Source organism: Xenorhabdus hominickii, from assembly GCF_002632725.1.
Classification (GTDB): Bacteria; Pseudomonadota; Gammaproteobacteria; order Enterobacterales; family Enterobacteriaceae; genus Xenorhabdus; species Xenorhabdus hominickii.
Window position 1 is genome coordinate 438,720 of sequence record NZ_NJAI01000004.1, and the last position, 25,102, is coordinate 463,821.

General features: G+C 44.2%; 23 protein-coding genes. 1 reads left to right on the top strand and 22 read right to left on the bottom strand.

Annotated elements, in window-relative coordinates; all coding sequences use genetic code 11:
- Positions 1-11: 11 nt before the first annotated feature.
- The 22 genes from hisS to trmJ all read right to left on the bottom strand — a co-directional run bounded on the left by hisS (position 12) and on the right by trmJ (position 24,139).
- Positions 12-1,289, bottom strand: a complete 1,278-nt coding sequence (gene hisS, locus Xhom_RS14365) for a histidine--tRNA ligase (RefSeq protein ID WP_069315086.1) — start codon at positions 1,287-1,289, stop codon at positions 12-14.
- A 195-nt stretch (positions 1,290-1,484) separates the two neighbouring features.
- A complete protein-coding gene (gene ispG, locus Xhom_RS14370; protein ID WP_069315085.1) occupies positions 1,485-2,606 on the bottom strand; it encodes a flavodoxin-dependent (E)-4-hydroxy-3-methylbut-2-enyl-diphosphate synthase in 1,122 nt (373 codons plus the stop codon).
- Between the two features lie 143 nt (positions 2,607-2,749).
- Positions 2,750-3,769, bottom strand: coding sequence for a cytoskeleton protein RodZ (rodZ, locus tag Xhom_RS14375; protein ID WP_069315084.1), 1,020 nt, complete (start codon positions 3,767-3,769; stop codon positions 2,750-2,752).
- 158 nt (positions 3,770-3,927) lie between these two features.
- Positions 3,928-4,347, bottom strand: a complete 420-nt coding sequence (locus tag Xhom_RS14380) for a tetratricopeptide repeat protein (protein ID WP_069315083.1) — start codon at positions 4,345-4,347, stop codon at positions 3,928-3,930.
- A 71-nt stretch (positions 4,348-4,418) separates the two neighbouring features.
- Positions 4,419-5,597, bottom strand: coding sequence for a dual-specificity RNA methyltransferase RlmN (gene rlmN, locus Xhom_RS14385; RefSeq protein WP_069315082.1), 1,179 nt, complete (start codon positions 5,595-5,597; stop codon positions 4,419-4,421).
- A gap of 209 nt (positions 5,598-5,806) precedes the next feature.
- Positions 5,807-6,235, bottom strand: coding sequence for a nucleoside-diphosphate kinase (ndk, locus tag Xhom_RS14395; protein WP_069315081.1), 429 nt, complete (start codon positions 6,233-6,235; stop codon positions 5,807-5,809).
- Positions 6,236-6,637: 402 nt separating this feature from the next.
- A complete protein-coding gene (locus Xhom_RS36630) occupies positions 6,638-6,955 on the bottom strand; it encodes a hypothetical protein (protein ID WP_232326217.1) in 318 nt (105 codons plus the stop codon).
- A gap of 67 nt (positions 6,956-7,022) precedes the next feature.
- Positions 7,023-7,229 carry a helix-turn-helix domain-containing protein gene (locus tag Xhom_RS14405; protein WP_069315080.1) on the bottom strand — a complete coding sequence of 69 codons (207 nt, stop codon included), beginning with the start codon at positions 7,227-7,229 and terminating at the stop codon, positions 7,023-7,025.
- A gap of 8 nt (positions 7,230-7,237) precedes the next feature.
- Positions 7,238-7,798, bottom strand: a complete 561-nt coding sequence (locus Xhom_RS14410) for a DUF2975 domain-containing protein (protein ID WP_069315079.1) — start codon at positions 7,796-7,798, stop codon at positions 7,238-7,240.
- A gap of 111 nt (positions 7,799-7,909) precedes the next feature.
- The gene (gene pbpC / locus Xhom_RS14415) at positions 7,910-10,243 is read right to left on the bottom strand and encodes a peptidoglycan glycosyltransferase PbpC (protein WP_069315078.1); all 2,334 of its coding nucleotides are present in this window, start codon (positions 10,241-10,243) and stop codon (positions 7,910-7,912) included.
- Positions 10,244-10,300: 57 nt separating this feature from the next.
- Complete coding sequence (locus tag Xhom_RS14425; RefSeq protein ID WP_069315077.1) at positions 10,301-15,373, bottom strand: alpha-2-macroglobulin; 5,073 nt, start codon at positions 15,371-15,373, stop codon at positions 10,301-10,303.
- A 126-nt stretch (positions 15,374-15,499) separates the two neighbouring features.
- Positions 15,500-15,928: an enhanced serine sensitivity protein SseB C-terminal domain-containing protein gene (locus tag Xhom_RS14430; protein ID WP_069315076.1), complete on the bottom strand. Its 429-nt coding sequence runs from the start codon at positions 15,926-15,928 to the stop codon at positions 15,500-15,502.
- Between the two features lie 121 nt (positions 15,929-16,049).
- Positions 16,050-17,345: an aminopeptidase PepB gene (pepB, locus tag Xhom_RS14435; RefSeq protein ID WP_069315075.1), complete on the bottom strand. Its 1,296-nt coding sequence runs from the start codon at positions 17,343-17,345 to the stop codon at positions 16,050-16,052.
- Positions 17,346-17,527: 182 nt separating this feature from the next.
- Complete coding sequence (gene iscX, locus Xhom_RS14440) at positions 17,528-17,722, bottom strand: Fe-S cluster assembly protein IscX (protein WP_069315074.1); 195 nt, start codon at positions 17,720-17,722, stop codon at positions 17,528-17,530.
- A gap of 83 nt (positions 17,723-17,805) precedes the next feature.
- On the bottom strand, positions 17,806-18,141 hold the full coding sequence (gene fdx, locus Xhom_RS14445) for an ISC system 2Fe-2S type ferredoxin (RefSeq protein WP_069315073.1): 336 nt from the start codon (positions 18,139-18,141) through the stop codon (positions 17,806-17,808).
- A 2-nt stretch (positions 18,142-18,143) separates the two neighbouring features.
- Positions 18,144-19,994: a Fe-S protein assembly chaperone HscA gene (gene hscA / locus Xhom_RS14450; protein WP_069315072.1), complete on the bottom strand. Its 1,851-nt coding sequence runs from the start codon at positions 19,992-19,994 to the stop codon at positions 18,144-18,146.
- Between the two features lie 99 nt (positions 19,995-20,093).
- On the bottom strand, positions 20,094-20,615 hold the full coding sequence (gene hscB / locus Xhom_RS14455; RefSeq protein ID WP_099139781.1) for a co-chaperone HscB: 522 nt from the start codon (positions 20,613-20,615) through the stop codon (positions 20,094-20,096).
- A gap of 57 nt (positions 20,616-20,672) precedes the next feature.
- A complete protein-coding gene (iscA, locus tag Xhom_RS14460) occupies positions 20,673-20,996 on the bottom strand; it encodes an iron-sulfur cluster assembly protein IscA (protein WP_069315071.1) in 324 nt (107 codons plus the stop codon).
- Between the two features lie 80 nt (positions 20,997-21,076).
- The gene (gene iscU, locus Xhom_RS14465) at positions 21,077-21,463 is read right to left on the bottom strand and encodes a Fe-S cluster assembly scaffold IscU (RefSeq protein ID WP_069315070.1); all 387 of its coding nucleotides are present in this window, start codon (positions 21,461-21,463) and stop codon (positions 21,077-21,079) included.
- 24 nt (positions 21,464-21,487) lie between these two features.
- Positions 21,488-22,702, bottom strand: a complete 1,215-nt coding sequence (locus tag Xhom_RS14470; protein ID WP_069315069.1) for an IscS subfamily cysteine desulfurase — start codon at positions 22,700-22,702, stop codon at positions 21,488-21,490.
- 47 nt (positions 22,703-22,749) lie between these two features.
- The gene (iscR, locus tag Xhom_RS14475) at positions 22,750-23,244 is read right to left on the bottom strand and encodes a Fe-S cluster assembly transcriptional regulator IscR (protein WP_069315068.1); all 495 of its coding nucleotides are present in this window, start codon (positions 23,242-23,244) and stop codon (positions 22,750-22,752) included.
- A gap of 160 nt (positions 23,245-23,404) precedes the next feature.
- Positions 23,405-24,139 carry a tRNA (cytosine(32)/uridine(32)-2'-O)-methyltransferase TrmJ gene (trmJ, locus tag Xhom_RS14480; RefSeq protein WP_069315067.1) on the bottom strand — a complete coding sequence of 245 codons (735 nt, stop codon included), beginning with the start codon at positions 24,137-24,139 and terminating at the stop codon, positions 23,405-23,407.
- Between the two features lie 125 nt (positions 24,140-24,264).
- Between trmJ and suhB the strand changes: the two genes are divergently transcribed.
- Positions 24,265-25,068 (top strand): inositol-1-monophosphatase, encoded by an 804-nt coding sequence (gene suhB, locus Xhom_RS14485; protein ID WP_069315066.1) that lies wholly within the window; start codon positions 24,265-24,267, stop codon positions 25,066-25,068.
- The last annotated feature ends 34 nt before the right edge of the window (positions 25,069-25,102 follow it).

Sequence of the window (25,102 nt, forward strand, 5' to 3'; positions counted from 1 at the left end):
AGAGTCTCTCCTTAGCCTAAAAGTTCGCTCAAACGCGCTGCGATCGTTTGTTGTGGCAATGTTTCTTGTTCACCGTTACGTAAATCTTTCACCGTAACATTGCCAGCTTGAATTTCATCTTCTCCAAGGATCAGAGCAATTTTAGCTCCATGCTTATTCGCACGCGCCAATTGTTTTTTAAAGTTACCGCCGCCATGGTTGGTCATCAGACGTAATGCTGGCAGTTCATCACGGATTTTCTCTGCCAGTATCAATACAGCTTGTTGACATCCTTCACCAAAAGAGGAGAAATAAACATCAGCAACAGTCAAATCGGTAACAAAATCAGGGTTTACTTCTTGCACTAACAGAACCATACGTTCCATTCCCATTGCAAAACCAACCGCTGGTGTTGATTTTCCTCCTAATTGCTCAACCAAACCGTCGTAACGTCCACCAGCACAGATCGTTCCCTGTGCACCTAAGGCGGATGTTACCCATTCAAAAACAGTGCGGTTGTAGTAATCAAGACCGCGGACCAGACGCTGATTGATGCGATATGTAATACCAGCACTATCGAGGATCTGGCACAGACCATCAAAATGTTCTTTTGATTCGGCATCAAGATAATCAAACAGTTCCGGAGCATCATTAAGAAGTTGCTGAACTTCAGGATTTTTTGAATCCAAGACACGCAGAGGATTGGTATACATGCGACGCAGACAGTCTTCGTCCAGCTTCTCTTTGTGTTGTTCAAGGAATGCGACCAATGCTTCACGGTAATTTGCACGGGCTTCCAGTGAACCAATAGAGTTCAATTCAAGTGTAACGTGATCAGCAATACCCAGCTCGCGCCACCAACGTGCAGTCATTAAAATCATTTCAGCATCAATATCCGGCCCTTGCAGACCAAACACTTCAGCACCTAACTGGTGAAACTGGCGGTAGCGACCTTTTTGTGGACGCTCATAGCGGAACATGGGCCCGATATACCATAAACGCTGTTCCTGATTGTACAGCAGACCATGCTGAATACCGGCGCGGACACATCCTGCGGTATTTTCTGGGCGCAGAGTCAGACTTTCTCCATTGCGGTCGTCAAAGGTATACATTTCTTTTTCGACAACATCTGTCACTTCCCCAATTGCGCGTTTGAATAGCGGGGTCTGCTCTACAATCGGCGTCCGAATCTCGCTGAAACCATAACCTGACAGCACACGCTTCACCGTAGATTCAACTCGCTGCCAGATGGCTGTTTCAGCGGGGAGGCAATCGTTCATGCCACGAATAGCTGGGATATTTTTTGCCACGTTTTATTTATCTCTTATTAATATTTCTAAAATAGCGTCGATTATAAAAGCGAATACTTGCAAGGTTCAATCAGCAAACAAGACTATGTCCATACTAAAACCCATACTATATCCTTACATACTATGCCCATAAACCGGATAACCCGATGAGGACATAGGTTGGCATATGGTTAGCATGGGCCAGCATTAAGTATATTATTTATCAAGCTGATTAACGTGGATTCTGTTATTGGCGTCAAGGATCGTTGCCTTGGCACGGATCTTCGCTTCAAGCTGATCAATCATGTCTTTATTGTCCAAACGCTCTCTTTGACGAATGCCATCTTCATAAAAGCCACTTTTCGTTTTCGCACCCGTGACACCAAGTGTTGAGACTTCTGCCTCACCCGGACCATTAACCACGCAGCCAATAATTGAAACATCCATCGGAGTGATCAAATCTTCAAGACGCTGTTCAAGCGCATTGACTGTACCGATGACGTCAAATTCCTGACGTGAGCAGGTTGGACAGGCAATGAAGTTAATACCCCTTGAACGGATACGCAAAGCTTTCAGGATATCAAAACCGACTTTAACTTCTTCCACCGGATCTGCCGCCAGAGAGATGCGCAATGTATCACCAATCCCTTCTGACAACAAAATGCCCAGACCAATTGAAGATTTGACCGCCCCCGCACGTGCGCCGCCTGCTTCGGTAATGCCCAGATGCAAAGGTTGATCAATTTTTTGCGCCAATAAACGATAAGCCCCAACAGCCAAAAAGACGTCCGACGCTTTAACGCTTACTTTAAACTGATTGAAATTCAGGCGATCGAGGATCTCTACATGGCGCATCGCAGATTCCACCAACGCTTCTGGTGTTGGCTCGCCGTATTTTTCCTGTAGATCTTTTTCCAGCGACCCGCCATTCACCCCAATGCGAATTGGAATGTTATTGTAACGAGCGCAATCCACAACCTGACGGACACGTTCCTCATTACCAATATTACCGGGGTTAATACGTAGGCAATCAACGCCATATTCCGCTACCTTCAATGCAATCCGGTAATCGAAATGAATGTCGGCAACAAGAGGAACATTGACCTGTTGTTTAATTGATTTGAATGCTTCAGCGGCATCCATTGTTGGAACAGAAACACGAACAATATCAACACCAACACGTTCTAGCGCTCTGATTTGATTAACCGTCGCTTCAACATCAGTTGTTCGTGTGTTAGTCATTGATTGCACCGCGATGGGTGCTCCATCCCCTACAGGTACATTACCGACATAAATACGTGAGGATTTGCGTCTTTTTATCGGTGATTCATTATGCATTTTTACATTACTCCCCTACATCCCTGTATTTTGTTTATAAAATTACAACTATGCTGTGGTGAATAATACACGCTGTAATGAATAATAATACACACAGGCGAACATGTATTTTCCTTCCATGTTCGCCCAAAACGTTAAAAGTTTTATTTTAATGTCAGTTTGGCAGGAGTACCTTTCTTAATAAAGGTGCTCAGATCCACGGCTTTGCCCTGAAACTGAATCTTAACCTGAGAAGGTACGCCAATATTCAGTGAGTATGGCAATTCACCAGCAAATTTCAGGCTATCACCTCTACTTTTGGTGCCATTGAACAACACCTTGCCTTTGGCATCTTTAATTTCTAACCAACTTCTCCCGCTGAAATCCATTACCAATTCATTATTACTTGCGGTACTGATGTTATTCACATCAGCCGATGACGTACTCACAACAGAATTTGGTGCAGTTGCAGTACTGGTTGATTCTGCATTTTCTATCGGTTGATTCACAGGCAATGAGACTGTTTTTGATGGCACTGCCGTGGATGCAGGTGCACTGGAAGCAGCCGGAGTATTACTGTTTTCTCCTTTATCTTCTGTCACCTGTGCTGACGACATTTTATCTTGAGGCGTCACTACAGGTTGGTTTTCTTTCAGAGGAGCGGCTACCTGACCCTTTGCCGCACTTGAAGTACTCAAATCATTTTCATCACTTTGCGCCTGAGTAGTCTGGGTGCTGGATTGTTCTACCATTGAAGACAATTCTTTCTGCTGTGCTTTGTAATTCTGCCACCACCACAGGCCGGTCATTCCCAATAAAAAAATAATGACAATCCATGTTATTTTCATTAACCAACCATCACGCTTCTTGCGTATTTTTCCCGATGAAAAGCTTTGCATTGGAGAAACTTTCACGGTCTTAGTTGGCATTTGTTTATCTAAAATAGTTAATATTTCAGATTCAGGTAATTGGACAAGTTTTGCATAAGCCCGGATATATCCACGAAAAAATGTCGGTACGATATTTGAGGGGATATTATCTTCTTCAATATCACGAACAGTGGACAGTTTAAGACACAAGCGATCTGCCACAGTTTGCTGAGAAAGCTCATGTTTTTCACGAGCCTGACGCAAAATCTGACCTACTGTCAGATTGGCTTCTTCTGGGTAAGTTTCAGTCTTCATTGGCTAAGGACACTGGTACTGTTCTGGGTTAAAGAATTTACGCAAATTAATTTAATGCAGCCCGAAATCTATTGGTATAGAGCATCTAAACTTAATTTGTGCAGCGAAATCATCTTAATACTGCGCCGAACGCAGAAAACTATCTATTACAAGTAAAACTATCTATCACAAGTGTAGCGGCTAATGCTACTTTCCATATTTTCCGTGACCAACTTTTTAGCTTCTTCATCCTGCTTTTGTTCACAAAGAAAAGCATGATAATGCTGAACTACAGTATCATTTCCTGCCGCATACTGCATGGCCATTCTATAATGTTGGCTGGCAGTTTCGGGGCGTCCCGCATATTGTTCATGCAAGGCCATTCCCAAATGAGCCTCTGGATGACGTGGCTCCGCCAACAAAATCTTCTGAAAATGATATTTGGCGGCTGGTAAATTCCGCTCCACCAAATAAGCCTTTCCTAGCTGTAATCGTGTATCTATAGCAACGACCTGATGGGCACGGCGAGCTGAACGCTCGACACACCCTGTTAATAGGCCAACACAAACTATAGAACAAATTATTGATTTCCGTATCATAGCACTTCCATTTGTAAGGATATGTTAAACTTTGCCAGATTTTTAGCTATTAATCGTTATTAAACGAAAAATTAGACTGTTTTTACCTGAATAGGTTCACCCGCCAAACGTTTTTTCAATGTTCTTTTTGTTCTATCAATCACATCACCAGCAAGCTGACCACATGCAGCATCAATGTCATCCCCTCTCGTTTTACGCACAATGGTTGTGAAACCATATTCCATCAGGACTTTGGAAAAACGATCGATTCTGCTGTTGGAGCTACGGCCATAAGGTGCACCCGGGAACGGGTTCCAAGGGATCAGGTTAATCTTGCTCGGTGTGTCTTTCAAACATTCCGCCAACTGATGGGCCTGTTCCACACTGTCATTGACGTGATCGAGCATGACATACTCCACGGTAACACGTCCCTGATTGGCATTCGATTTGGTCAGGTAACGACGCACTCCGGCCAAGAACTCTTCAATGTTGTATTTACGGTTAATCGGTACGATTTCGTCACGAATATCATCTGTAGGTGCATGCAGGGAAATTGCCAGTGCAACATCAATCATATCACCCAGTTTATCCAGTGCAGGAACAACACCAGATGTCGACAATGTCACACGACGTTTTGACAGGCCGAAACCAAAATCATCCATCATAATTTCCATTGCTGGAACGACATTGTTCAAATTGAGTAATGGTTCTCCCATTCCCATCATCACTACGTTAGTGATGGGACGACGGCCACTGGATTTTAAGGAGCCAATAATCTTGGCAGCACGCCAGACTTGGCCAATAATTTCAGATACCCGCAGGTTACGGTTAAAACCCTGCTGGGCGGTAGAACAAAATTTACACTCTAAAGCACATCCCACCTGAGATGAAACACACAATGTCGCGCGCTCATCCTCGGGGATATAAACCGTTTCAACCTGTTGATCACCCACGGTGATCGCCCATTTGATCGTGCCATCAGAGGAACGTTGCTCTTCGGCAACTTCCGGTGCCTTGATTTCAGCAACTTGCTGCAATTTTGCCCTGAGCACTTTGTTGATGTCTGTCATCTGCTCAAAGTCATCATAGCAATAATGGTACATCCATTTCATAACCTGATCGGCACGAAAAGGTTTTTCGCCCATATCGATAAAAAATTGACGCATTTGTTTACGGTTAAGATCGAGTAGATTGATTTTACCGTTTTTCTTTTCGGGCGTGACAGATACGGCGGAGGTTGAAGGTGATACGGTTTCGTTAAGTTGGGACATTTTTTACATCGCCTCGTTGTTACACTTTCGGCTCTGTGCTGATCTTATTTCAGCACTAAGTTTTCATGCGGTGACTACCCGTTCAATAATCACGATTTCTCAGTCATATCGAACATTAAAATAAAATAACAAACGCCCCGCTAAGTCAAATCAGCGGGGCGCGACATTGTACAAACTTTACTGTTCAGATGCTACGAGTAACTGAAGGATCAATAACGAGGGAAGATCTCATCATCACTGAAAAAGTAAGCGATTTCACGGTTGGCAGATTCAATAGAATCTGAACCGTGGACAGCATTTTCAGTAAAGCTATCCGCATAGTCAGCACGCAGAGTACCTGCCAGTGCGTTATCAGGATTGGTTGCTCCCATCAGGTCACGGTGACGTTGAACTGCATTTTCACCTTCCAGAGCCTGTACCATAATCGGGCCAGAGGTCATGAACTCTACCAGACCATCAAAGAAAGGACGGCCTTTGTGTTCAGCGTAAAAACCTTCCGCCTGCTCACGAGTCAAATGCAGCATTTTGGCCGCGATAATTTTAAACCCTGCACTTTCAAAACGGGCATAGATAGAGCCGATAGCATCTTTCTTCACGGCATTGGGTTTAATAATGGAAAAAGTACGTTCAATCGTCATTGGATAACCTCTTTGGCACTTTCAGCGATAACTCATTTGAATTTTTATGCTCCCAGTAAAAATCTGAGGAGCGAATCTATCCTGTATCTGACAGGAATAAAAATAGGCGTTGATTATAGGAGGAGACTTTCTGCTTGCCTACAAAAAACATAACATTTCATTAAAACTTTCTTAGCGAAAATTATCATTTTTTAGCATAAATCACACTTTCGCTTTGTTACCTACGGCAAGTTAAACGGATTCACTGATATTTAGCCTTAATTGTTGGATAAAATATCTGCACTGTATGTTCATTCTCTCTTGCTCTGTTGATTCTATAAAATAATGCCTATTCAGGCGAATAGATCCCAAATAGGCATTCTGATCAAGATCATTGCATTGGCTTTTTTAACTTAATAGCAATTATAAGACTGTCTTTGTGACACATTGAACAAAAGGTTTAACCACTTCGCTCATTTCTCCGTTTAACGGTTTGTTAGTTTCGTCAGAAACATTAAGTGTCCCTGTAAATTGCTTAGAAGCATCGTTGGTTGTTTTATCCAATGTACCAATAATGTTAATAGTATATTTACGTCCTTCGGGTAATAACTCTATACATTTTTTCAGTGCTCCCTGTTGGGCCGGCGCTTGATTGTGCTTAATATCTGCCACTGATGTATTAGCAAAAGATGCAGGAATATAAAATGTACCCAGCAGTAAAACATATGAAAAATATTTCATCTCATTTCCTCACTGTTGACGTTTAATTAACAACCAAATTTATTGGGTATTATGATTGAATGACCGATTAATCCTCTTTAAACTCCAATATATCCCCGGGCTGGCAATCCAAATATTGGCAAATAGCATTCAGGGTAGAAAATCGAACTCCCTTAATTTTTCCTGTTTTCAACAAGGAAAGATTCTGTTCAGTAATACCAATAGCTAGAGCTAAGTCTTTAGATTTAACCTTACGTTTTGCCATGATCACGTCAAGATTAATAAGAATTGCCACGGTATCTCCTATAAAATACTCTTATTTTCTTCATATATATCACATGCTTGATAAAGAATACGCGAGATAATCGCCATACAAGCTGCAATGAAAATCGCTACAAAATGACCGGAAGTTAAGCTCACTGAAATAAAGCGCTCGCCAACTGGCGCAGACATGGTTAACCATAGTGTTAATAGAGGCTCACAAAAAATGTCTAAAAGACTCCATAAAATTACGCCCCAACCTACGTATTCTAAATATTTAACCGTAGTTTTGGAGAAATAATCACCTTTTCTGTAATTACCGAATAATCGATAAAAAGCCCAAAAACTCCCCGCTAACGATAATAGTGGGATGGTCGATATCAATATTCCTCCCGTTAACGTCCATGCACTGAAAGTGTCCTCATAAAAATGCGATAATATTCGCCCAGTCAGTGCAAGTTCTAATCCATATTTTTCCAAAACTAATTTTGGTTTCAGCCAGCTAATAACATTCATCACTATCACAGCAAAAACAATCAACAACGATAATTTAGACATCACCAAGCTAAGTGTCGTCATTCGTGTGAGTTTTGAAGCACTCATTATCCATCTCATCCGCCATTTGAATTTGGATCAAATTATAGTCTAAAATTATCGTAAAACAATAATACTTTGTTGTAAGAGATGAAATAAATCACATGAAATAATAAAAAATCATCTCAACACAAAATTGATTGAGCTGACTTGTCCACTCAAATCCAAGACGCTAAGCTGATATTTTCCCTGTTGTGACAGGTTCTTGACCCACGATTGATTATGTTTTGTCTCCGCAATCTGTTCACCATTCAAAAACCACCATTGCTGACCACTGCCTCCTTGTGTGGTTATCCGTAAGTCCAAAGACCGTTTGCCCGGAATGCGTTTCAACACATCTCCTTCACGAATACCAACAATCAACAAGGGCGCTTCATCCATTTTTATAGGAGGACATTGGGGATTAATAGGCGGGAGTCTACTTGCCCGTCGCTCTTTGGCTGGAAGCCATGCTTCTAACGAAATCGGCCACAAACTTACTGTTTCAGGCTGTGCATGAGAGCAATCCGGCGCAACACGCAATCCATTTTTATCCAGCCATATCCGTTCATTAATGCCAGAAATACCTTCCTGCCCAACAGCAGGCAACGTTGGAGGAATAGTATTATCCAGAATCCAGCTCAGGTGACGTTGACGGCAATTATGGCTTTCTTGAGGTAAAATTGTTCCGCTTGGCCAACAAATAATTGCCTGAGTGACACTCGCAGGGCGCGGATCCGCCGGAATAGGCATTGAGCTATGACGTAATTTCTCCATCAACAAGCCATTAATTTGGTTCATGATCGGGATCGCCGTAGCATAACCAAATTGCCCTATTACCGGCGTTCCATCAGGCCTGCCAACCCAAACTCCGATGGTGTAACGGGCATTTAAACCAATTGCCCACGCATCACGATAACCGTAACTTGTGCCGGTTTTCCACGCCAGAGGGACTGCCGCAGGTAAAACATTATCAGGTTGAGGACGCCCTTCCCCTGCCATGATCCTTCTGACTATCCAAGCTGCTCCGGCAGAAAATAATTGTCGGTTCCGTACTTCCTGTTGTGGCATAAAGCGCAATGGAGATGCTTTTCCCTGACGGGCAAAAGCGCTGTAAGCCGCAACCAGTTCATCCATGCGAGCCGCCGTTCCTCCCAAGATAAGGGATAAATTCGGTTCACTGCCGAGCGGGAAACGCAGCCTCATTCCTACATTCCGCAAATTGGCAGTGAATCGTTTGGCACCATAGGTTTCAAGAAGCTGCACCGCAGGCAAATTTAATGATCTTACCAGTGATTCACTGGCACTGACTGGCCCATTAAAGCCGCTGTCAAAATTGCCCGGACGATAATCATTAAAACGACGGGGAACATCCTGCAATAAAGATTCACCATGAATTAGCCCATCATCCAATGCCATCGCATATAAAAAAGGCTTGAGGGTAGAGCCGGGAGAACGCCATGCATTTATCATATCAACATGACCAAAACGACTATTATCCTGAAGATCCATAGAGCCAATATAGGCTTTGACAGACATATCTGTGTGGTCAACAACCAGCACCCCAATTGATGTTTTGGCTGCCAATTGGTATTTCCAGTTGAGAACGATATCTTCAAGCTGGCGCTGTAAATCTGTATCAATTGTCGTTTGGATCACTTCTTGTTGATTTTCATTCACCATCCGCCTTGCCAACAGCGGTGCAAGATGAGGAACCTGACGCGGAGCCAGCCATAAGTTTTCCTCTTTGATATCTGCCACTTTTTCCGCTGACCAAATATTATATTGCGCCAGTCTCTGCAATATTTTGTCACGAGCCACTTGTGCTCGTTCTGGATAACGATCTGGCCGTAATCTGCTGGGGGCTTGAGGTAATACCGCCAATAATGCTGCTTCACCAGACGAAAGTTCTGACGGTGATTTCCCCAGATAGGCCCAACTTGCTGCTCCGATACCTTGTAACGTACCGCCAAATGGCGCACGGTTCAGGTACATCTCTAAAATTTCATTTTTTGAATAATTCCGTTCCAATTGTAGTGTGCGCCAAATTTGCTGTAATTTACCAGCGAATGTGCGTGGATGCGGATCAATCAACCGGGCAACCTGCATGGAAATAGTACTACCGCCTGACACTATTTTTCCTGCGCGGATATCCTGCCATGCTGCTCTCAGCAAAGAGACAGGATTAATGCCCGGATGCTGATAAAACCAGCGGTCTTCATAAGTCAGTAATGCCTGAATATATTCAGGTGAAACTTGATCTAAAGTGACGGGATAACGCCAAACTCCCTCGCTATCAGCAAAACGCCACAAGGGCGAACCATCAGCCCCTACCACTACACGCGCCATTTTGATGTTATGCATGGGGAGCGGCCAGATTTTATCTGCCAGCCACATTACTGCGGGGATCACCAATAACATGACTAAAACTATCGTTAAAATAGCCAGAGAAATGCGGGAAGATAGTTTTCTCATTAAAACAGTATCCGAAAGGAAATAGCCCCTATCCTCAAGGATAGGGGCTGATGATGATTAGCGGACAACTTCCAGTTTTGTATCAGTTTCCCCCACCGCACGCCAATTTGGGACATACATGGATTCAACCTGTGGAGCAGGGATTTGATAAATCCCCGGTGCAACTGCCCGAGCTAAATATAGCAATGTGACTGGTTGGTAAGATGGAACAGCAACAGCGGCAACAAAGCGATCATCGCGGTATTCCATGTGCCGGATATGCGCATTTTGCATGTCTTCAACTAAATCTTGCAGGTTTGCCGCACTCTCACTCAAACTGGCGCTGCTATTTGCCAGATTCTGATTCTCAACTTCCAATCCGGCTGGCAATAAATCGACAACCAAGGCATCTGGCACCGATTCTGTCGCACTGATTTCCAGTTTCACAATCACCATTTCACCACTTCTCATTCGTTCAATATTGGCTGGAACTCCCTCCAGACTGAGGTAAGTGCGCTTAATTTTGAGCACGTTTGAGTAAGGACTCGGTGTATTCAGCGGATAACCCACCACATTCAAGCGTGAGTACAATGTGCTGTCACCCCGGTTGCTGATATCAATACCTTTCGAAATCTGATCCGCCGTTAATGTCTCAGTCAATGCGCTTTCACGGTTAAATGATGGCATTTGCTGATTAATCACCGCCTTCCATGGTTGTTCAGCCGCGCCAATAAAATAGCGTCCTGCCAAATAAATCGCATTACTCTCCTGAGTTGAGAAATAATCACGAGTGGTCAGTTCATTGGATAAACTGAGCAATTTCTCATCACGCTCTTTTTGCAACATTTCTTTCTGAAACATATTGTGCTCTGTTAACAGGGAAACAATCAGAGCGTTATCCCGGATAGTACTACCGTAATCACCCAACCCATAACCCGATTCGCGTGATGCATTAACCCCCAACTGTACAGCTGCGTCACCACGGGTATTATCTCCCATTAGTTTCAACGCAATACCAAGCTGAACCAAAGACAAACCATTTCCTGCCTGCGCTCGGCGTTCATAGAGCTGTCTCAACCCACTCAATGGTGCTTTCTGTTGGGTAGCCAATACTAATCCGGCATAAGCCTGCACAGAAAATTGGAGCGCCGCACGTGAGCCACTGTAGCGGTCACTGATGATACTTTTATCCTGTAAGTAGCGCAGTAAGCGGTTATTGGCTGATTTAAGGGCATCAACGGGAACGCTATAGCCTTGTTGGCTTGCACGGAACAGGAAATCTGTCGCATAAGCAGTCAACCAGAATTCTTCATCTCCATTACGGTTCCACAATGAAAAACTGCCATCATGACGCTGCATACTTAACAGATGGGTAATGCCCACATCAATTGCTGTCCGACGTTTTTCATCACTTTGTGTATTAATACCCAATTTTTTCAATTCAGCTTCATTGGAATAAAGTGATGGATAAAGCCCGCTTACTGTTTGTTCTAAGCAGCCGTAAGGATAGGCATATAATTCACGGATATAACGCGCGATTTGCAATGACGGTCTACTACTCAGCAATAACTGTCCTTCCAAAGTTTCTGGTGCCAGACCCGCAATTGCTGTCGATGGTAATTGCCAATTTTGCCCTTGATGGATCACATCAGCGAATTGAATGGTTTGAGCTGGATATGCCGGGCGAACACCCATTTTCCAACTATTTTTGTATTGTACCTGCTCTTCGTCAGATAATTTCAACCCATTCACTGTCAGGAAAATTTCACCTTCACCAAATCCGTAATCCGCCTTGACCGGAATTTGAATGGTTGTCCGTATTCCTTTTTCCAGTAGAAGCTTTTTACTTGTCACCCCTTGTAATTTAATCAGACCTTCCGCAGCAAAATTCAATGTCAGTACTTGCGGCTGCTCCGTCAAGTTGGTGATATCCAACGCTAATTGAGAATGATCACCACCCGCCATGAAACGAGGCAATGACATCTGAGTAATGACGGGTGCCGCAACGGTGATTTTGCGCTCACTGTGACCAAAGTTATCATCACTCCATATCTGCGCCATCAACCTAAGTTCTCCGTTGAAATCCGGGATCGGCAGAGTAACTTCTCCTTCTCCATTAGCATTCAGAGCCACTGGCTTGGCTTGTTCTGCAATAATTTTGACCTCCGTCAGTGGTTTTTTACCACCGCGATCAAAGTCGTCACTACCATCTCCACCAAAACGCAGATTCGCCTGACGCCCTTCAGCCTCAATCAGACGACCATAAACATCATACTGATCAATGCCATAACGTTTCCGGCTAAAGAAAGCATCATAAGGATCAGGGGTTTTAAAGTTAGTAATACTCAATACCCCTGAATCTACTGCTGAAAGCAGGACATAGGCTTGTTTAGGAAGTTTTTGTCCCGATTGAGGTGTAGCTTTGATTTTAACAGTGAGATCTTGATTTGGACGTATTTTATCAGGTGCATTTAAGGCCAGATTCAGTTTGCGTCTTTCATCCATCATGGGTAGATACAATACACCAATCGCCCGTTTAACTGTCGCCTGACGAGATTTATCTCCCGGACGTATGACAACTGCGGTGAGGTATAAATCATGACGTGCCCATTCTTGGTTAATCGGAACGTCAATATCCAAACCTTTTTCTGGTACATCAATTTCCTGCCACCACAATGGACCATCACTGGACTCCACCAGCAAATATCCTTTACCTTCTTGTGGTGCAACCATATGCAGCTTCACTTTATCGCCCGGTTTATAAGCTGCTTTATCCAGTGATAATTTGACCTGATCTGGACGAACTGCGCCTGTGCCACCCGTGTTATCCTGCCACGAATAACCAGCCCAAAAATTCAGACTTGTCACGAGTTGATTATGTGGATCGACGATCTCAATACGGTAAGTCCCCCAGTCAACAGGAAAACTGATTTTGGCGGTTCCGTTTTCCGCAATCTGGACATGCTCATCAGCCATCACTAAGTCTTTCTGGTCATAACCTGAATCCCACCCCGTGCTATCGGACCAACGCCAATAATAATCACGGCGTTCGTATATCAAACGTGCTCTTAATTCTGATACGGCATGTTTCTTACCACTAGCATCTGCATAGACGATGTCAAATTCTGCCAGTGAATTTTCATCTACGTTATAGCGGTTTTCATCACGGCCGGTACGATAGTCATAAATCGCTTTCTTATTGAAAAGTGGACGTATACCAACTAACTGCTTAGCAGGCCAGATGGCCTGTTCGGCCCTACGTGTCACAGGGCGACCACCGGATTCCAACAGGCTGGCCTGTACAATGACTTTCACAGGAGAAGTGACGGAATTCCAATTATCGCCACTGACGGAGAGATCCGCCTTCCCTTCTTTGTTCAGCGTGAAATCAAACTCATCCAATGTCCGGCTCAAATCTGTTTCTTTTACCGAACCAAATTCGTATCCCGGTAATTTAGTTACTGCATTACGATCAGGGCGTAAGAACAGTTGCCCTTGTAAGCGGTTATCCGCAGCCGGCGCACCATACAGGTAACGACCCGTTATGGCGAATTCAACATTTTCATTCTTCAATACAGGCTGATTATCCGCATTCCCGTTGATCTCTAATGCCATACGCTCGGGCATGAAATCTTCAACACTAAACTTGTAATAACGTGGCGTTTTATCACCTAAATCCAATCTCAGTGACCACATTCCCGTTTCAGCCTCTTGAGGGATAGGGTAACGATATTGATATAACCCGTTTTCAGCTTGCCAGACAAAACTACGGACAACCTGATTATCCGATTTCAATACATCCACTTTAACTGGCTGCGGTTTAAGTGGGCGGCCATCAGCATCACGCAATAAGCCATTAACGATCAGCGTTTCTCCCGGCCGATAAAGGTTTCTTGGGCCAAATACAAAAAACTGTTTGCTGTACCCTTGTGGGCCTCCGATATCAAACTCAGAGAGATCCAGAGCAGGAGAATTCAAGTCAATCATGCTGGTTCGTCCATCCTGAATAGCCAGCAGTAATTTTGCTTTGTCGCTTTTTTCGAGTGTTGCGTGCCCATCACTGTCAGTCATGGCTTTTGCCAGAAGTTGTCCTTTTCCATCCAACAGACGAATTTCAACCCCTTTCAGGCCAGAACCTTGTGCCAATGATTGAGTAAATACATCGATCCTGTGTAGATAAGTGTGCATCGAGACGCCAATATCACTCAATGTAAACAGGGTAATGGGATTGTTATAGGTATATTTTCCTGCTTGCTGCATGACAGCCAGATAAACACCATCTCTTTGTAACTCTTTGATGTTATTTAAAGGCAGCAATATTTTTTCACGGGTATTGGCGGTCGGATTAAGGTCGAAACGACCTGTATAGACTAATTCAGTATCTTGCAGTAGTTTCTTGGATTCCCAGTAATCCATGTTGCTGCTGTATTGCCAGTCGGCGATAAACGAGGGTAAAGCCTCATCTTTGATTCGGAAAAAATTAACATCAACACGATCAACATTGAGTGTCAGTATAGGCAGCCCTTCCGCCGCTTTACTGGGCAACAATATACCTTTGCTGGCAAAACCCACTGTTGGTGTAACAGATGCCGTTTTGAACTTTTTCTCATAACCGATCGCCAACTTTCGTTCATTTATCCCTTTCACGCCCTCATCAACCGTTAACTGTAATTCACGATCAGGGGGTAAATGACGTAACCGGAGTTCCATCTGGTTATTGGAAAGTTCCCATGCACCATCCAATTTTCCGGATTTCATATCAACCAGGTGTACTTTTTGTGAAAAATCTTGGTTGGGATCTAAAGGAATAGAAAATGTCACCACCATTGCACTGGCACCATCTAACTGTAGTTCAGATGCATCCAGGATAGTGACATCTTTGCCTGCATAGCGCTGTGTTGATATTTCTGATTTTGCGTTGCCACCTTGAGATTGATTTTCTTGAATCTTCTGTTCTGAAGTATTCTGTTTTTGAGCTTTATTTTCTTGCGTCTTATCTTGTTGAGACAATAACGTGTGTAGCTTATCCTTCTCTGAATTGTCGGATTGATCGCATCCGGATAGCACGAACAGTGCAAATAACGAGGCGAATAGCACGACGAGATATCGCTTTCTCCTTGCCCCCCATTGCAGAAATTGACGTTGATACATGACCATAACCCCTATCGTTTTACCGGATATGCCGGAAGATTATTTTTTTAGAAGTTCATTATGGTACTTCCTACCTCACATAACCAAAGCGCAGAAAAAATGGTTTTCTGGTACAGCGTTTGCCTATTATTGATTAATAACAGGAATGGTATCCCGCAGCCAGCTACCTAATTTCCGTTGATAGAAAGGTTGCGTATGCTGGATCAAATAATGGCTAATCCCTCCTTCATTTTCATTGACCAGACAAAAATCGACGGATTTGTCTTCATCAAGATATTCACAAGCCTGTTCTCCAGCTTCTTGAAGCAGCAAGTTAACCTCGTTGTCTGTTAACACTCCGCTGAATTCCAAGCCAATTAACAAACTAGGCTCTTCATCCAGATTTTTATCATGAGCCATGATTAGAAAAGCACGCCGAACGGGTTTATGCTGTTTGAATAAATCAATTAAGGCCTCAATAAGCTGAGCGGGTTGTTCCTCTGGCTGGCTGAGAGTGATATGGCTTCCACTGGGAACTTCTATTTCAGTAGCGACAGGCCCATTTGACAAGCTCATGAAAATCTCCGAATAGTGCTATTTAAACTGTAGTTAAATGTAGTCATTAGGATCCTTAAAAATTCAATCATAGCCTCCCATCTGAGAGGCTATCAAGAAAGGTATTTGAAAATATGACTGTTTATTTCTCTTTGGTTAACAACAAATTAGCAATAGTACGCACACCATATCCCGTTGCACCTGCAGCCCATTGTTCAACAGATGATTTACGGTAGGTTGCGGAGCAATCAATGTGTACCCAGCCTTTTTTATAATTTTCCACAAAGTGAGACAAGAATGCTGCTGCGGTACTGGCTCCCGCTGAATGCGCAGGTGACGCAATGTTGTTCAGGTCAGCAAAATTGGATGGTAATTGGCTGCGATGGAATTCAGCCAGCGGCAAACGCCAGAATAATTCGTTTTCAGTCTCTGCCGCAGCCAGTAACTCAGATGCCAATTTATCATCAAAACTAAATACAGAATGGTAATCGTTTCCTACCGCCATTTTTGCTGCTCCGGTTAACGTTGCAGCATCAATAATAAGCCGCGCTTTTTCCGCACTGGCATCAATCAAACCATCAGCCAAAACCAGACGCCCTTCTGCATCAGTGTTCATCACTTCAACGGTTTTACCGTTGCGATAACGTATGATGTCACCCAGTTTGAAGGCATTCCCGCTCACCATATTATCTGCAATGCTCAGGAACAATTTCACACGATGTTTCAACCCACGGCTGATTGCCAGAGCCAGTGCACCAGTTAATGTTGCCGAGCCGCCCATGTCCGATTTCATGGAATCCATTGAGCTAGAAGGTTTGATGCTGTATCCGCCTGAATCGAAGGTAATACCTTTACCGACCAGACAAGCAAAGACGGGCGCTTTTGCATCTTTTGTCGGGTTAAAATCCAATGCCAGAAAAACAGGGTCACGGGAAGAGCCACGGCCAACAGTATGTACACCTAAATAACCTTGTTCGTGCAGTTCATTACCTTTGATAATTCGATAACTCACCGCATCACCCGCTACACCACTGAGTAAGTCAATGGCTCTCTGAGCGAGCTGTTCTGGCCCTAAATCTTCTGCCGGAAGGTTGATCGTATCACGTACCCAATCAATGAATTTGATTCTGCTGTCGAGTTCTTGTTTTTCTGTCGCAGGCAGTTGTGGCCATTCAATAGTGCGTAATCCCTTGGGCGAACGGAACCCCAACCAAAATGCCCAACTTCTTTCTAGATCCCAGCCATCACCGGCTAAGGCAACGTTACGAATTCCTTGTCCATCAATTTTACGTCCTGCGCGTTGGATAGCCCCTAATTTTCCATTGTTATCCACGTGGATGGCAATCCCCTGGTCGCTTGAGCTAATAAGCGCTTTTTCACCCCAGCAAGCATGAGCGGGTTCATAAGACAGTGTTACTGGCATGATTTGCTTTGTCATTTTTTTCTCACTTCTTATCTTATTTTGTCTACTGCTTCACATATTGTTCACTGTTTCACAGTAAGGGTTTTTTAATGTAAAAAAACTGGCGATTGCCAGTTTTCCATTAAATGCCAACTATGCCAAGTTATTAGGCAAGAATAGGTGAGTTTGTGCACTTTTTGCTTTGCGCAAATTTCATGCTACTCATATTCATCCAGCCACACGAGCAAAATAGCTTCCAAGATTTTTTCATTGGATTTTTGAGGATCATCATCAAAGCCATTCAGTTGACAAATCCATTCATGCATATCGGTGAAACGCACTGTTTTAGGATCTAAATCCGGAAAATTGTCATACAGTGCTTCACCAATATCACGACTGTCAGACCATTTCATTTTTTCATTCTCCTATTTGTGCTCATAGCCATTCGTGTCAATAGCTATTCGTCGTGCCTATATCTATTCGTCGTGTCAATAAATTAGTGTTCACGCGCATGGTTGATGGTGTATTTCGGGATTTCAATGATTAAATCCTCATCAGCTACTTTAGCCTGACAACTCAACCGGCTTTCAGGCTCCAATCCCCATGCTTTATCCAACATGTCATCTTCCAGTTCAGTGCTTTCCCCTAACGAGTCAAAACCTTCTCTGACGATACAGTGACAAGTGGTACACGCACAGGATTTTTCACAAGCATGTTCAATTTCTATACCATTACGTAGTGCAACGTCTAGAATTGATTCGCCTTCCTTCGCGTCCAGTACTGCACCCTCAGGGCAAAGTTCGTTATGAGGTAAAAATACAATTTTAGGCATAATTAAATTTCATCCACAGAATGACCCGCCAAAGCCCGGCGGATTGATGTGTCCATACGGCGCGCTGCAAATTCCTGCGTTTGTTTGTCCAATTGTTTAATTGCACTTTCAATCGCATCAGGAGATGTTCCCTGAGCACTTTCAATTAATACTTGCGCGGCAGCATCAATGGCGGCCTGCTCTTCCTGACTTAATAAGTCAGAATCTTTTTCCAACGCGCCAGTTAAGCTTTCCAAAACTCGAGCTGCCTCAACCTTTTGTTCTGCCAACTTACGCGCCTGAATGTCTTCTTGTGCATTACTCATTGAATCTTTGAGCATACGAGCAATTTCTTCATCCGATAAACCATAGGAAGGTTTCACCTGAATGGAAGCTTCAACACCCGTGGATTTTTCCAATGCACTGACGCTCAGTAAACCATCCGCATCGACCTGAAAGGTCACGCGAATGTGTGCGCCGCCAGCCGGCAGTGGCGGAATACCACGCAATGTAAAGCGCGCCAATGAACGGCCGTCACTGACTAATTCTCGCTCACCTTGCACCACATGGATGCTCATCGCACTTTGGCCATCTTTGAAAGTAGTAAACTCTTGCGCTCGTGCAATAGGAATCGTGGTATTACGTGGAATGACTTTTTCCACCAAACCACCCATTGTTTCCAAACCGAGTGAAAGCGGGATAACATCCAGTAACAGCATTTCACTGTCAGGCTTGTTGCCTACCAGAATATCAGCCTGAATTGCAGCACCAACAGCTACGACTTTGTCTGGATCGATAGAAGTCAATGGCTCACGGTCAAAGAATTCTCCCACCATGCTGCGCACCAGAGGCACTCGCGTTGAACCACCAACCATGACCACTTGCAAAACTTCATCAGTTGTCACGCTAGCATCTTTCAATGCCCGGCGGCAGGAGATTAATGTGCGTTTGACGAGAGAAGCAATCAGTTCGTTGAATTCAGTGCGGGTAATGCGGCCTTGCCAGTCAGCAATACTGATTTCTGTGCTCTCTGCCTCACTCAAAGTGATTTTGGCTTGAGTTGCGATATCCAGCAGTTGACGCTGTAATCCATGATCTGTGTTATTGCTGATCCCAGCTTGTTCACGAATCCAATTGACCAGCAGCAAGTCAAAATCATCACCACCTAGCGCGGTATCGCCTCCCGTCGCCAGTACTTCAAACACCCCCCGGCTGAGACGAAGAATGGAAACGTCGAACGTTCCACCACCCAGATCGTAAACAGCGATCACACCTTCCTGACCAGAATCAAGACCATAAGCGATAGCAGCGGCGGTCGGCTCGTTTAAAAGCCGAAGAACATGCAGACCCGCTAAACGTGCGGCATCCTTGGTGCCCTGACGCTGTGCGTCATCAAAATAAGCTGGAACCGTAATCACGACACCATCAAGTTTGCCATCCAAAGTTTCTTCTGCCCGTTGAGCCAACGATTTCAATATTTCAGAAGAAACCTGAATAGGATCGACCAAGCCTGCTACGGTATTGATCAGCGGCAAACCATTTTCACTCGCTTGCAACTGGTATGGAAGGTTAGGATAACGCTGCTGAATATCAGACAGAGAGCGCCCCATCATGCGTTTGACAGAACTAACTGTATTGACAGGATCAGATGCCGCCTGCTGGCGCGCCAGCCAGCCAACCTGAATGTTCTCTTTGCGATATTGCACAACAGAAGGAAGCAAGTGACGGTTTTCACTGTCAGCCAGCGTTTCCGCCTGACCACTTCGGACAGTCGCAACCAGAGAGTGAGTGGTACCAAGATCAATTCCCACAGCCAGGCGACGCTGGTGCGGTGCGGCAGATAAACCAGGTTCGCTGATTTGTAATAAAGCCATGTGTGCCCCTATAAATCTATATCAGCCGACATTTATTCAACTGAAATGTATTCAACCGAAATCCATTCAGCTAAAGCTATTCAAATAAATGCTGTTCAGCTAAAAATCATCCAGCAGCCGTTCTTCCAGTTGTTCAACTTGCTGTTGCAATTTATCTAAAAAGCGTAATTTACGGACTGTATCGGCTGCAATTGTCCATTCAGAAGCATCAAGCTGCTGTTCCATCTGCTCACTGCGAGTTTTAATCATTTTATTCAAGCGAGATGAAAAACCAGCAAGTTCTGTTTCAGGCTCTGCACTATGCTCAATGGCATCAAGCTCTTCGCGCAACTCTAGCTGCTGCATGAGGAAAGCCATATCCTGCATCGTATGCTGTTCATTGGATAGATCGAACCCTTGCTGAGATAGCATATATTCTGCACGTTTCAGGGGATGTTTCAGCGTCTGATAACCATCATTGATGGTAGCTGCTTGTTGAAGTGCCAGCGTTTTTTCACGTTCTGGTTGGTTGGCAAAACGATCAGGGTGAAACTGACGCTGCAATTCCTGATAACGGGTCGCCAACTGTTCACGGTCAATCGCATAGCAGGTAGGCAACCCGAATAAGGTGAAATAGTCCATAAATTACTCTTGTTTTGCAAATACAGATAGTTTCGCAAAGTGTGGTATTAAACGAGGTTAAACGTGAAAACTTTCCCCACAACCACATTCGCTGGAAACGTTGGGGTTGTTGAATTTAAAGCCTTCATTCAGGCCCTCTTTGACAAAATCCAGCTCAGTGCCATCAAGGTAAAGGATGCTTTTACCGTCAATGATAACTTTCACGCCCTTATCTTCAAAAACCTGATCTTCTTCATTAACTGTATCAGCAAATTCAAACACATATGCCATACCAGAGCAGCCGGATGTTCTCACTCCCAAACGCAACCCGACACCTTTTCCGCGATTGTCAAGAAAGGCCAAAATACGCTGGGCTGCACTTTCTGTCAGGGAAATTGACATACAACACCTCACTTTTAAAACTAGTAAAGGTGGATATTGAACCAATATCCACCAGAGTTATTTGCTTTTCGCTAAACGCATTACTTGGCTTGACGCTTGCTCTTATAATCTGCAATGGCAGCTTTAATCGCATCTTCTGCCAAAATAGAGCAGTGAATTTTCACTGGTGGCAATTCCAATTCATCAGCGATCTGTGTGTTTTTGATCGCTTCTGCCTGTTCCAGCGATTTTCCTTTCATCCATTCTGTTACCAGAGAGCTGGATGCAATCGCAGAGCCGCAGCCATAGGTTTTGAAACGTGCGTCTTCAATGATACCTGAATCGTTGACCTTGATTTGCAGCCGCATGACGTCACCACAAGCAGGTGCACCTACCATGCCACTACCAACTGAAGGATCTTCACTGTCGAATGAACCAACATTACGTGGGTTTTCGTAGTGATCAATTACTTTGTCGCTGTAAGCCATATCGTTACTCCTGAAACCGTCTGATTAATGATGAGACCATTCGATGGTGCTAATATCCACACCCTGTTTGAACATTTCCCACAATGGAGAAAGATCGCGCAGGTGACCAATCGCGTTGTGAATCAACTTGATTGCATAGTCTATTTCTTCTTCTGTGGTAAAACGCCCCAAAGAGAAACGAATAGAACTGTGTGCCAGTTCATCATTCATGCCCAATGCACGCAGGACATAAGAAGGCTCCAAACTCGCTGAAGTACATGCCGAGCCAGAAGAAACCGCCAAATCTTTCAGTGACATCATCAAGGACTCACCTTCAACATAGTTGAAGCTGACATTTAGAATGTGCGGAGCGCCTAATTCTAAATCACCGTTTAGATAAACTTCTTCGATATCTTTGATACCGTTCCACAAACGCAGACGCAAGCCACGCAGACGTTCTGCCTCTGATTCCAGTTCTTCTTTCGCAATACGATAGGCTTCGCCCATGCCAACGATCTGGTGAACAGGTAATGTACCTGAACGCATACCGCGCTCATGACCGCCACCGTGTTGCTGTGCTTCAATGCGAACGCGGGGTTTACGACGAACATATAGACCACCAATACCCATTGGCCCATAAATCTTATGCGCAGAAAACGACATCAGATCAACTTTCAGTTTGCTGAGGTCAATAGGCAATTTACCGACACTTTGAGTCGCATCAACATGGAAAATGATACCGCGGCTGCGACACATTTCACCGATGGTCATGATATCCTGAACAATGCCAATTTCGTTATTGACATGCATGATGGAAACCAGAATAGTGTCATCACGCATGCTGGCTTCCAGCTCTTTCAGATCAATCATGCCATTACTCATTGGTGCAAGATATGTGATCTCAAAACCTTCGCGCTCCAACTGACGACAAGTATCTAAAACCGCTTTGTGTTCAGTTTTGCAGGTAATAACGTGCTTGCCTTTTTTCTGATAAAATTTTGCAGCACCTTTAATTGCAAGGTTATCTGATTCTGTTGCACCAGAAGTAAACACGATTTCACGCGGGTCAGCGCCGATCAGATCAGCAATTTGATTACGCGCAATATCAACGGCTTCTTCTGCCTGCCAGCCAAAACGATGTGAACGGGAAGCCGGATTACCAAAGATCCCGTCAATAGTTAGATAGTTCATCATTTTTTCAGCAACACGTGGATCGACTGGTGTTGTTGCTGAATAATCCAAATAAATGGGTAATTTCATTGCTCACATGCTCCGTAAGACACTTTTAATACTTCTGTTTGCCACAATTACGCACGCAGATTAACGTTAATCGTCTCTTGAGGCCTGCCGTTAGGTGTACGGCGCTTATCGCTGTCTTGACGATCAGCAACGTCTAACACTTCTTGGTTGTTCACTAATTCTTCTAAACTGATGCTGCTTAGGAAACCCGTGATACGATCACTGAGATCACGCCATAATGCATGAGTCAAACAGCGATCACCGCCCTGGCAGCCTTCTCTGCCCTGACAGCGAGTTGCATCAACGGATTCATCAACAGCTGAAATCACTTCGGCAACGAAAATCTTACCAGCATTTCTGCCCAGCAAATAACCGCCACCTGGACCACGGACGCTAGAAACCAGACCATTTTTACGCAGGCGGGAAAACAACTGCTCAAGATAGGAAAGGGAAATTCCCTGACGTTCAGAAATGTCGGCTAATGGCACCGGCCCTTCTTGTGAATGCAACGCCACATCTAGCATGGCAGTTACCGCATAACGTCCTTTTGATGTCAGTCTCATAACAAAAACTCCATGGTGAAATATGGGTCAAATTGTGACATTCCTGACTATTTTAGTCAACTATTTAACCTAGTAATTTACTCAACTATTATTTGGCTGCCCTACGCCTTTTTTCACCCGTTTACCTACGTTTTTACGGCGGTTTTTTGCAAAGAAACGATTATTTTTTGGCCCATTTATCCATGGAAGTCAGTATACCACGCAGAATATTCAACTCTTGAGTCTCTGGTCGAGCGCGGGTATAAAGACGTCTTAATTTGTTCATTATCTGACCTGGATGCGCTTTGCGGATGAAGCCAGATTCGTTCAGTATCTGCTCAAAATGCTGATAAAAACGCTCCATATCTTCGATAGCAGGATACTCTGCCTCATGATCTGGAGAAGCTGCTTGTTCTGGTTGTTCCTCAGCCGCAAGGTGTGCCATGCGAATTTCATAACTAACCAATTGAACAGCCATCGCTAAGTTCAATGAACCGTATTCCGGATTAGTTGGAATATAAAGGTGATAGTTACATCTTTGCAGTTCTTCGTTAGTCAGACCAACACGTTCACGGCCAAACACAATTGCAACCGGAGAGTGGCTGGCTGTTTTGACACAAAGCTCCCCACATTCACGAGGGGCAACCATTGGCCAAGAGAGGGTTCGGGAGCGTGCGCTGGTTCCTATAACCAATTCACAACCTGCCAACGCTTCATCCAACGTATCTACAATGGTTGCATTGCCAATAACGTCACTTGCACCGGCTGAGAGTGCGATAGAATGAGAGTCAGGCTGAACGAGCGGATTCACCAGATATAGGTTGGTCAATCCCATGGTTTTCATGGCTCTGGCGGTTGACCCCATGTTACCCGTGTGGGAGGTTTCTACCAGAATAATGCGAATATTCTCTAACATGACGGCTTTTAAGTTCAGTATAAGAATCGAATATCTTAACACAGCATTAGTCATTTTGACGAACTACTGCTATACTGCGCGCCGATTTGTTTCCCGTTCTTTAAAATCCTGGTGGAAGATACCCCATGCATCCGATGCTAAACATCGCTATACGCGCAGCGCGTAAAGCCGGCAATTATATTGCCAAAAGTTACGAAACTCCTGATGCTATTGAAGCGAGCCAAAAAGGCAGTAACGATTTCGTCACCAATGTTGATCGTGAAGCAGAAAAGCTGATCATTGACATTATCCGCAAATCTTATCCTAAGCATACACTGATCACTGAAGAAAGTGGTGAGCACTTAGGTGAAGAAGACGATTTCCAATGGGTTATCGATCCACTGGATGGCACCACCAACTTTATTAAACGTCTCCCCCATTTTGCAGTTTCCATTGCTGTGCGCATTAAAGGCCGTACTGAAGTTGCCGTGGTTTATGATCCAATGCGCAATGAGCTGTTTACTACGGTTCGTGGTCAAGGTGCTCAATTGAACGGCTATCGTCTGCGTGGTGCCAATGCCCGTGGTCTGGATGGTACTGTCCTTGCAACAGGCTTCCCATTCAAAGCCAAGCAGCACACAACTCCTTACATGAATGTACTGGGTAAATTATTTGATCGCTGTGCAGACTTCCGTCGCACAGGATCTGCTGCACTGGATTTGGCTTATGTTGCTGCTGGGCGTGTAGATGGTTACTTCGAGATTGGCCTGAAACCATGGGATTTCATGGGCGGTGAATTGCTGGTGCGTGAATCAGGCAACATCGTCACCGATTTTGTTGGTGGTCATAACTATATCAACTCTGGAAATATCGTAGCGGGTAACCCACGTATCGTTAAAGACATTCTGTCAGAAATACGTGAAGAATTAACTGAAGCACTGAAACGTTAATCTTTAAATAAAAATAATTTGAGCAATGTTTTTT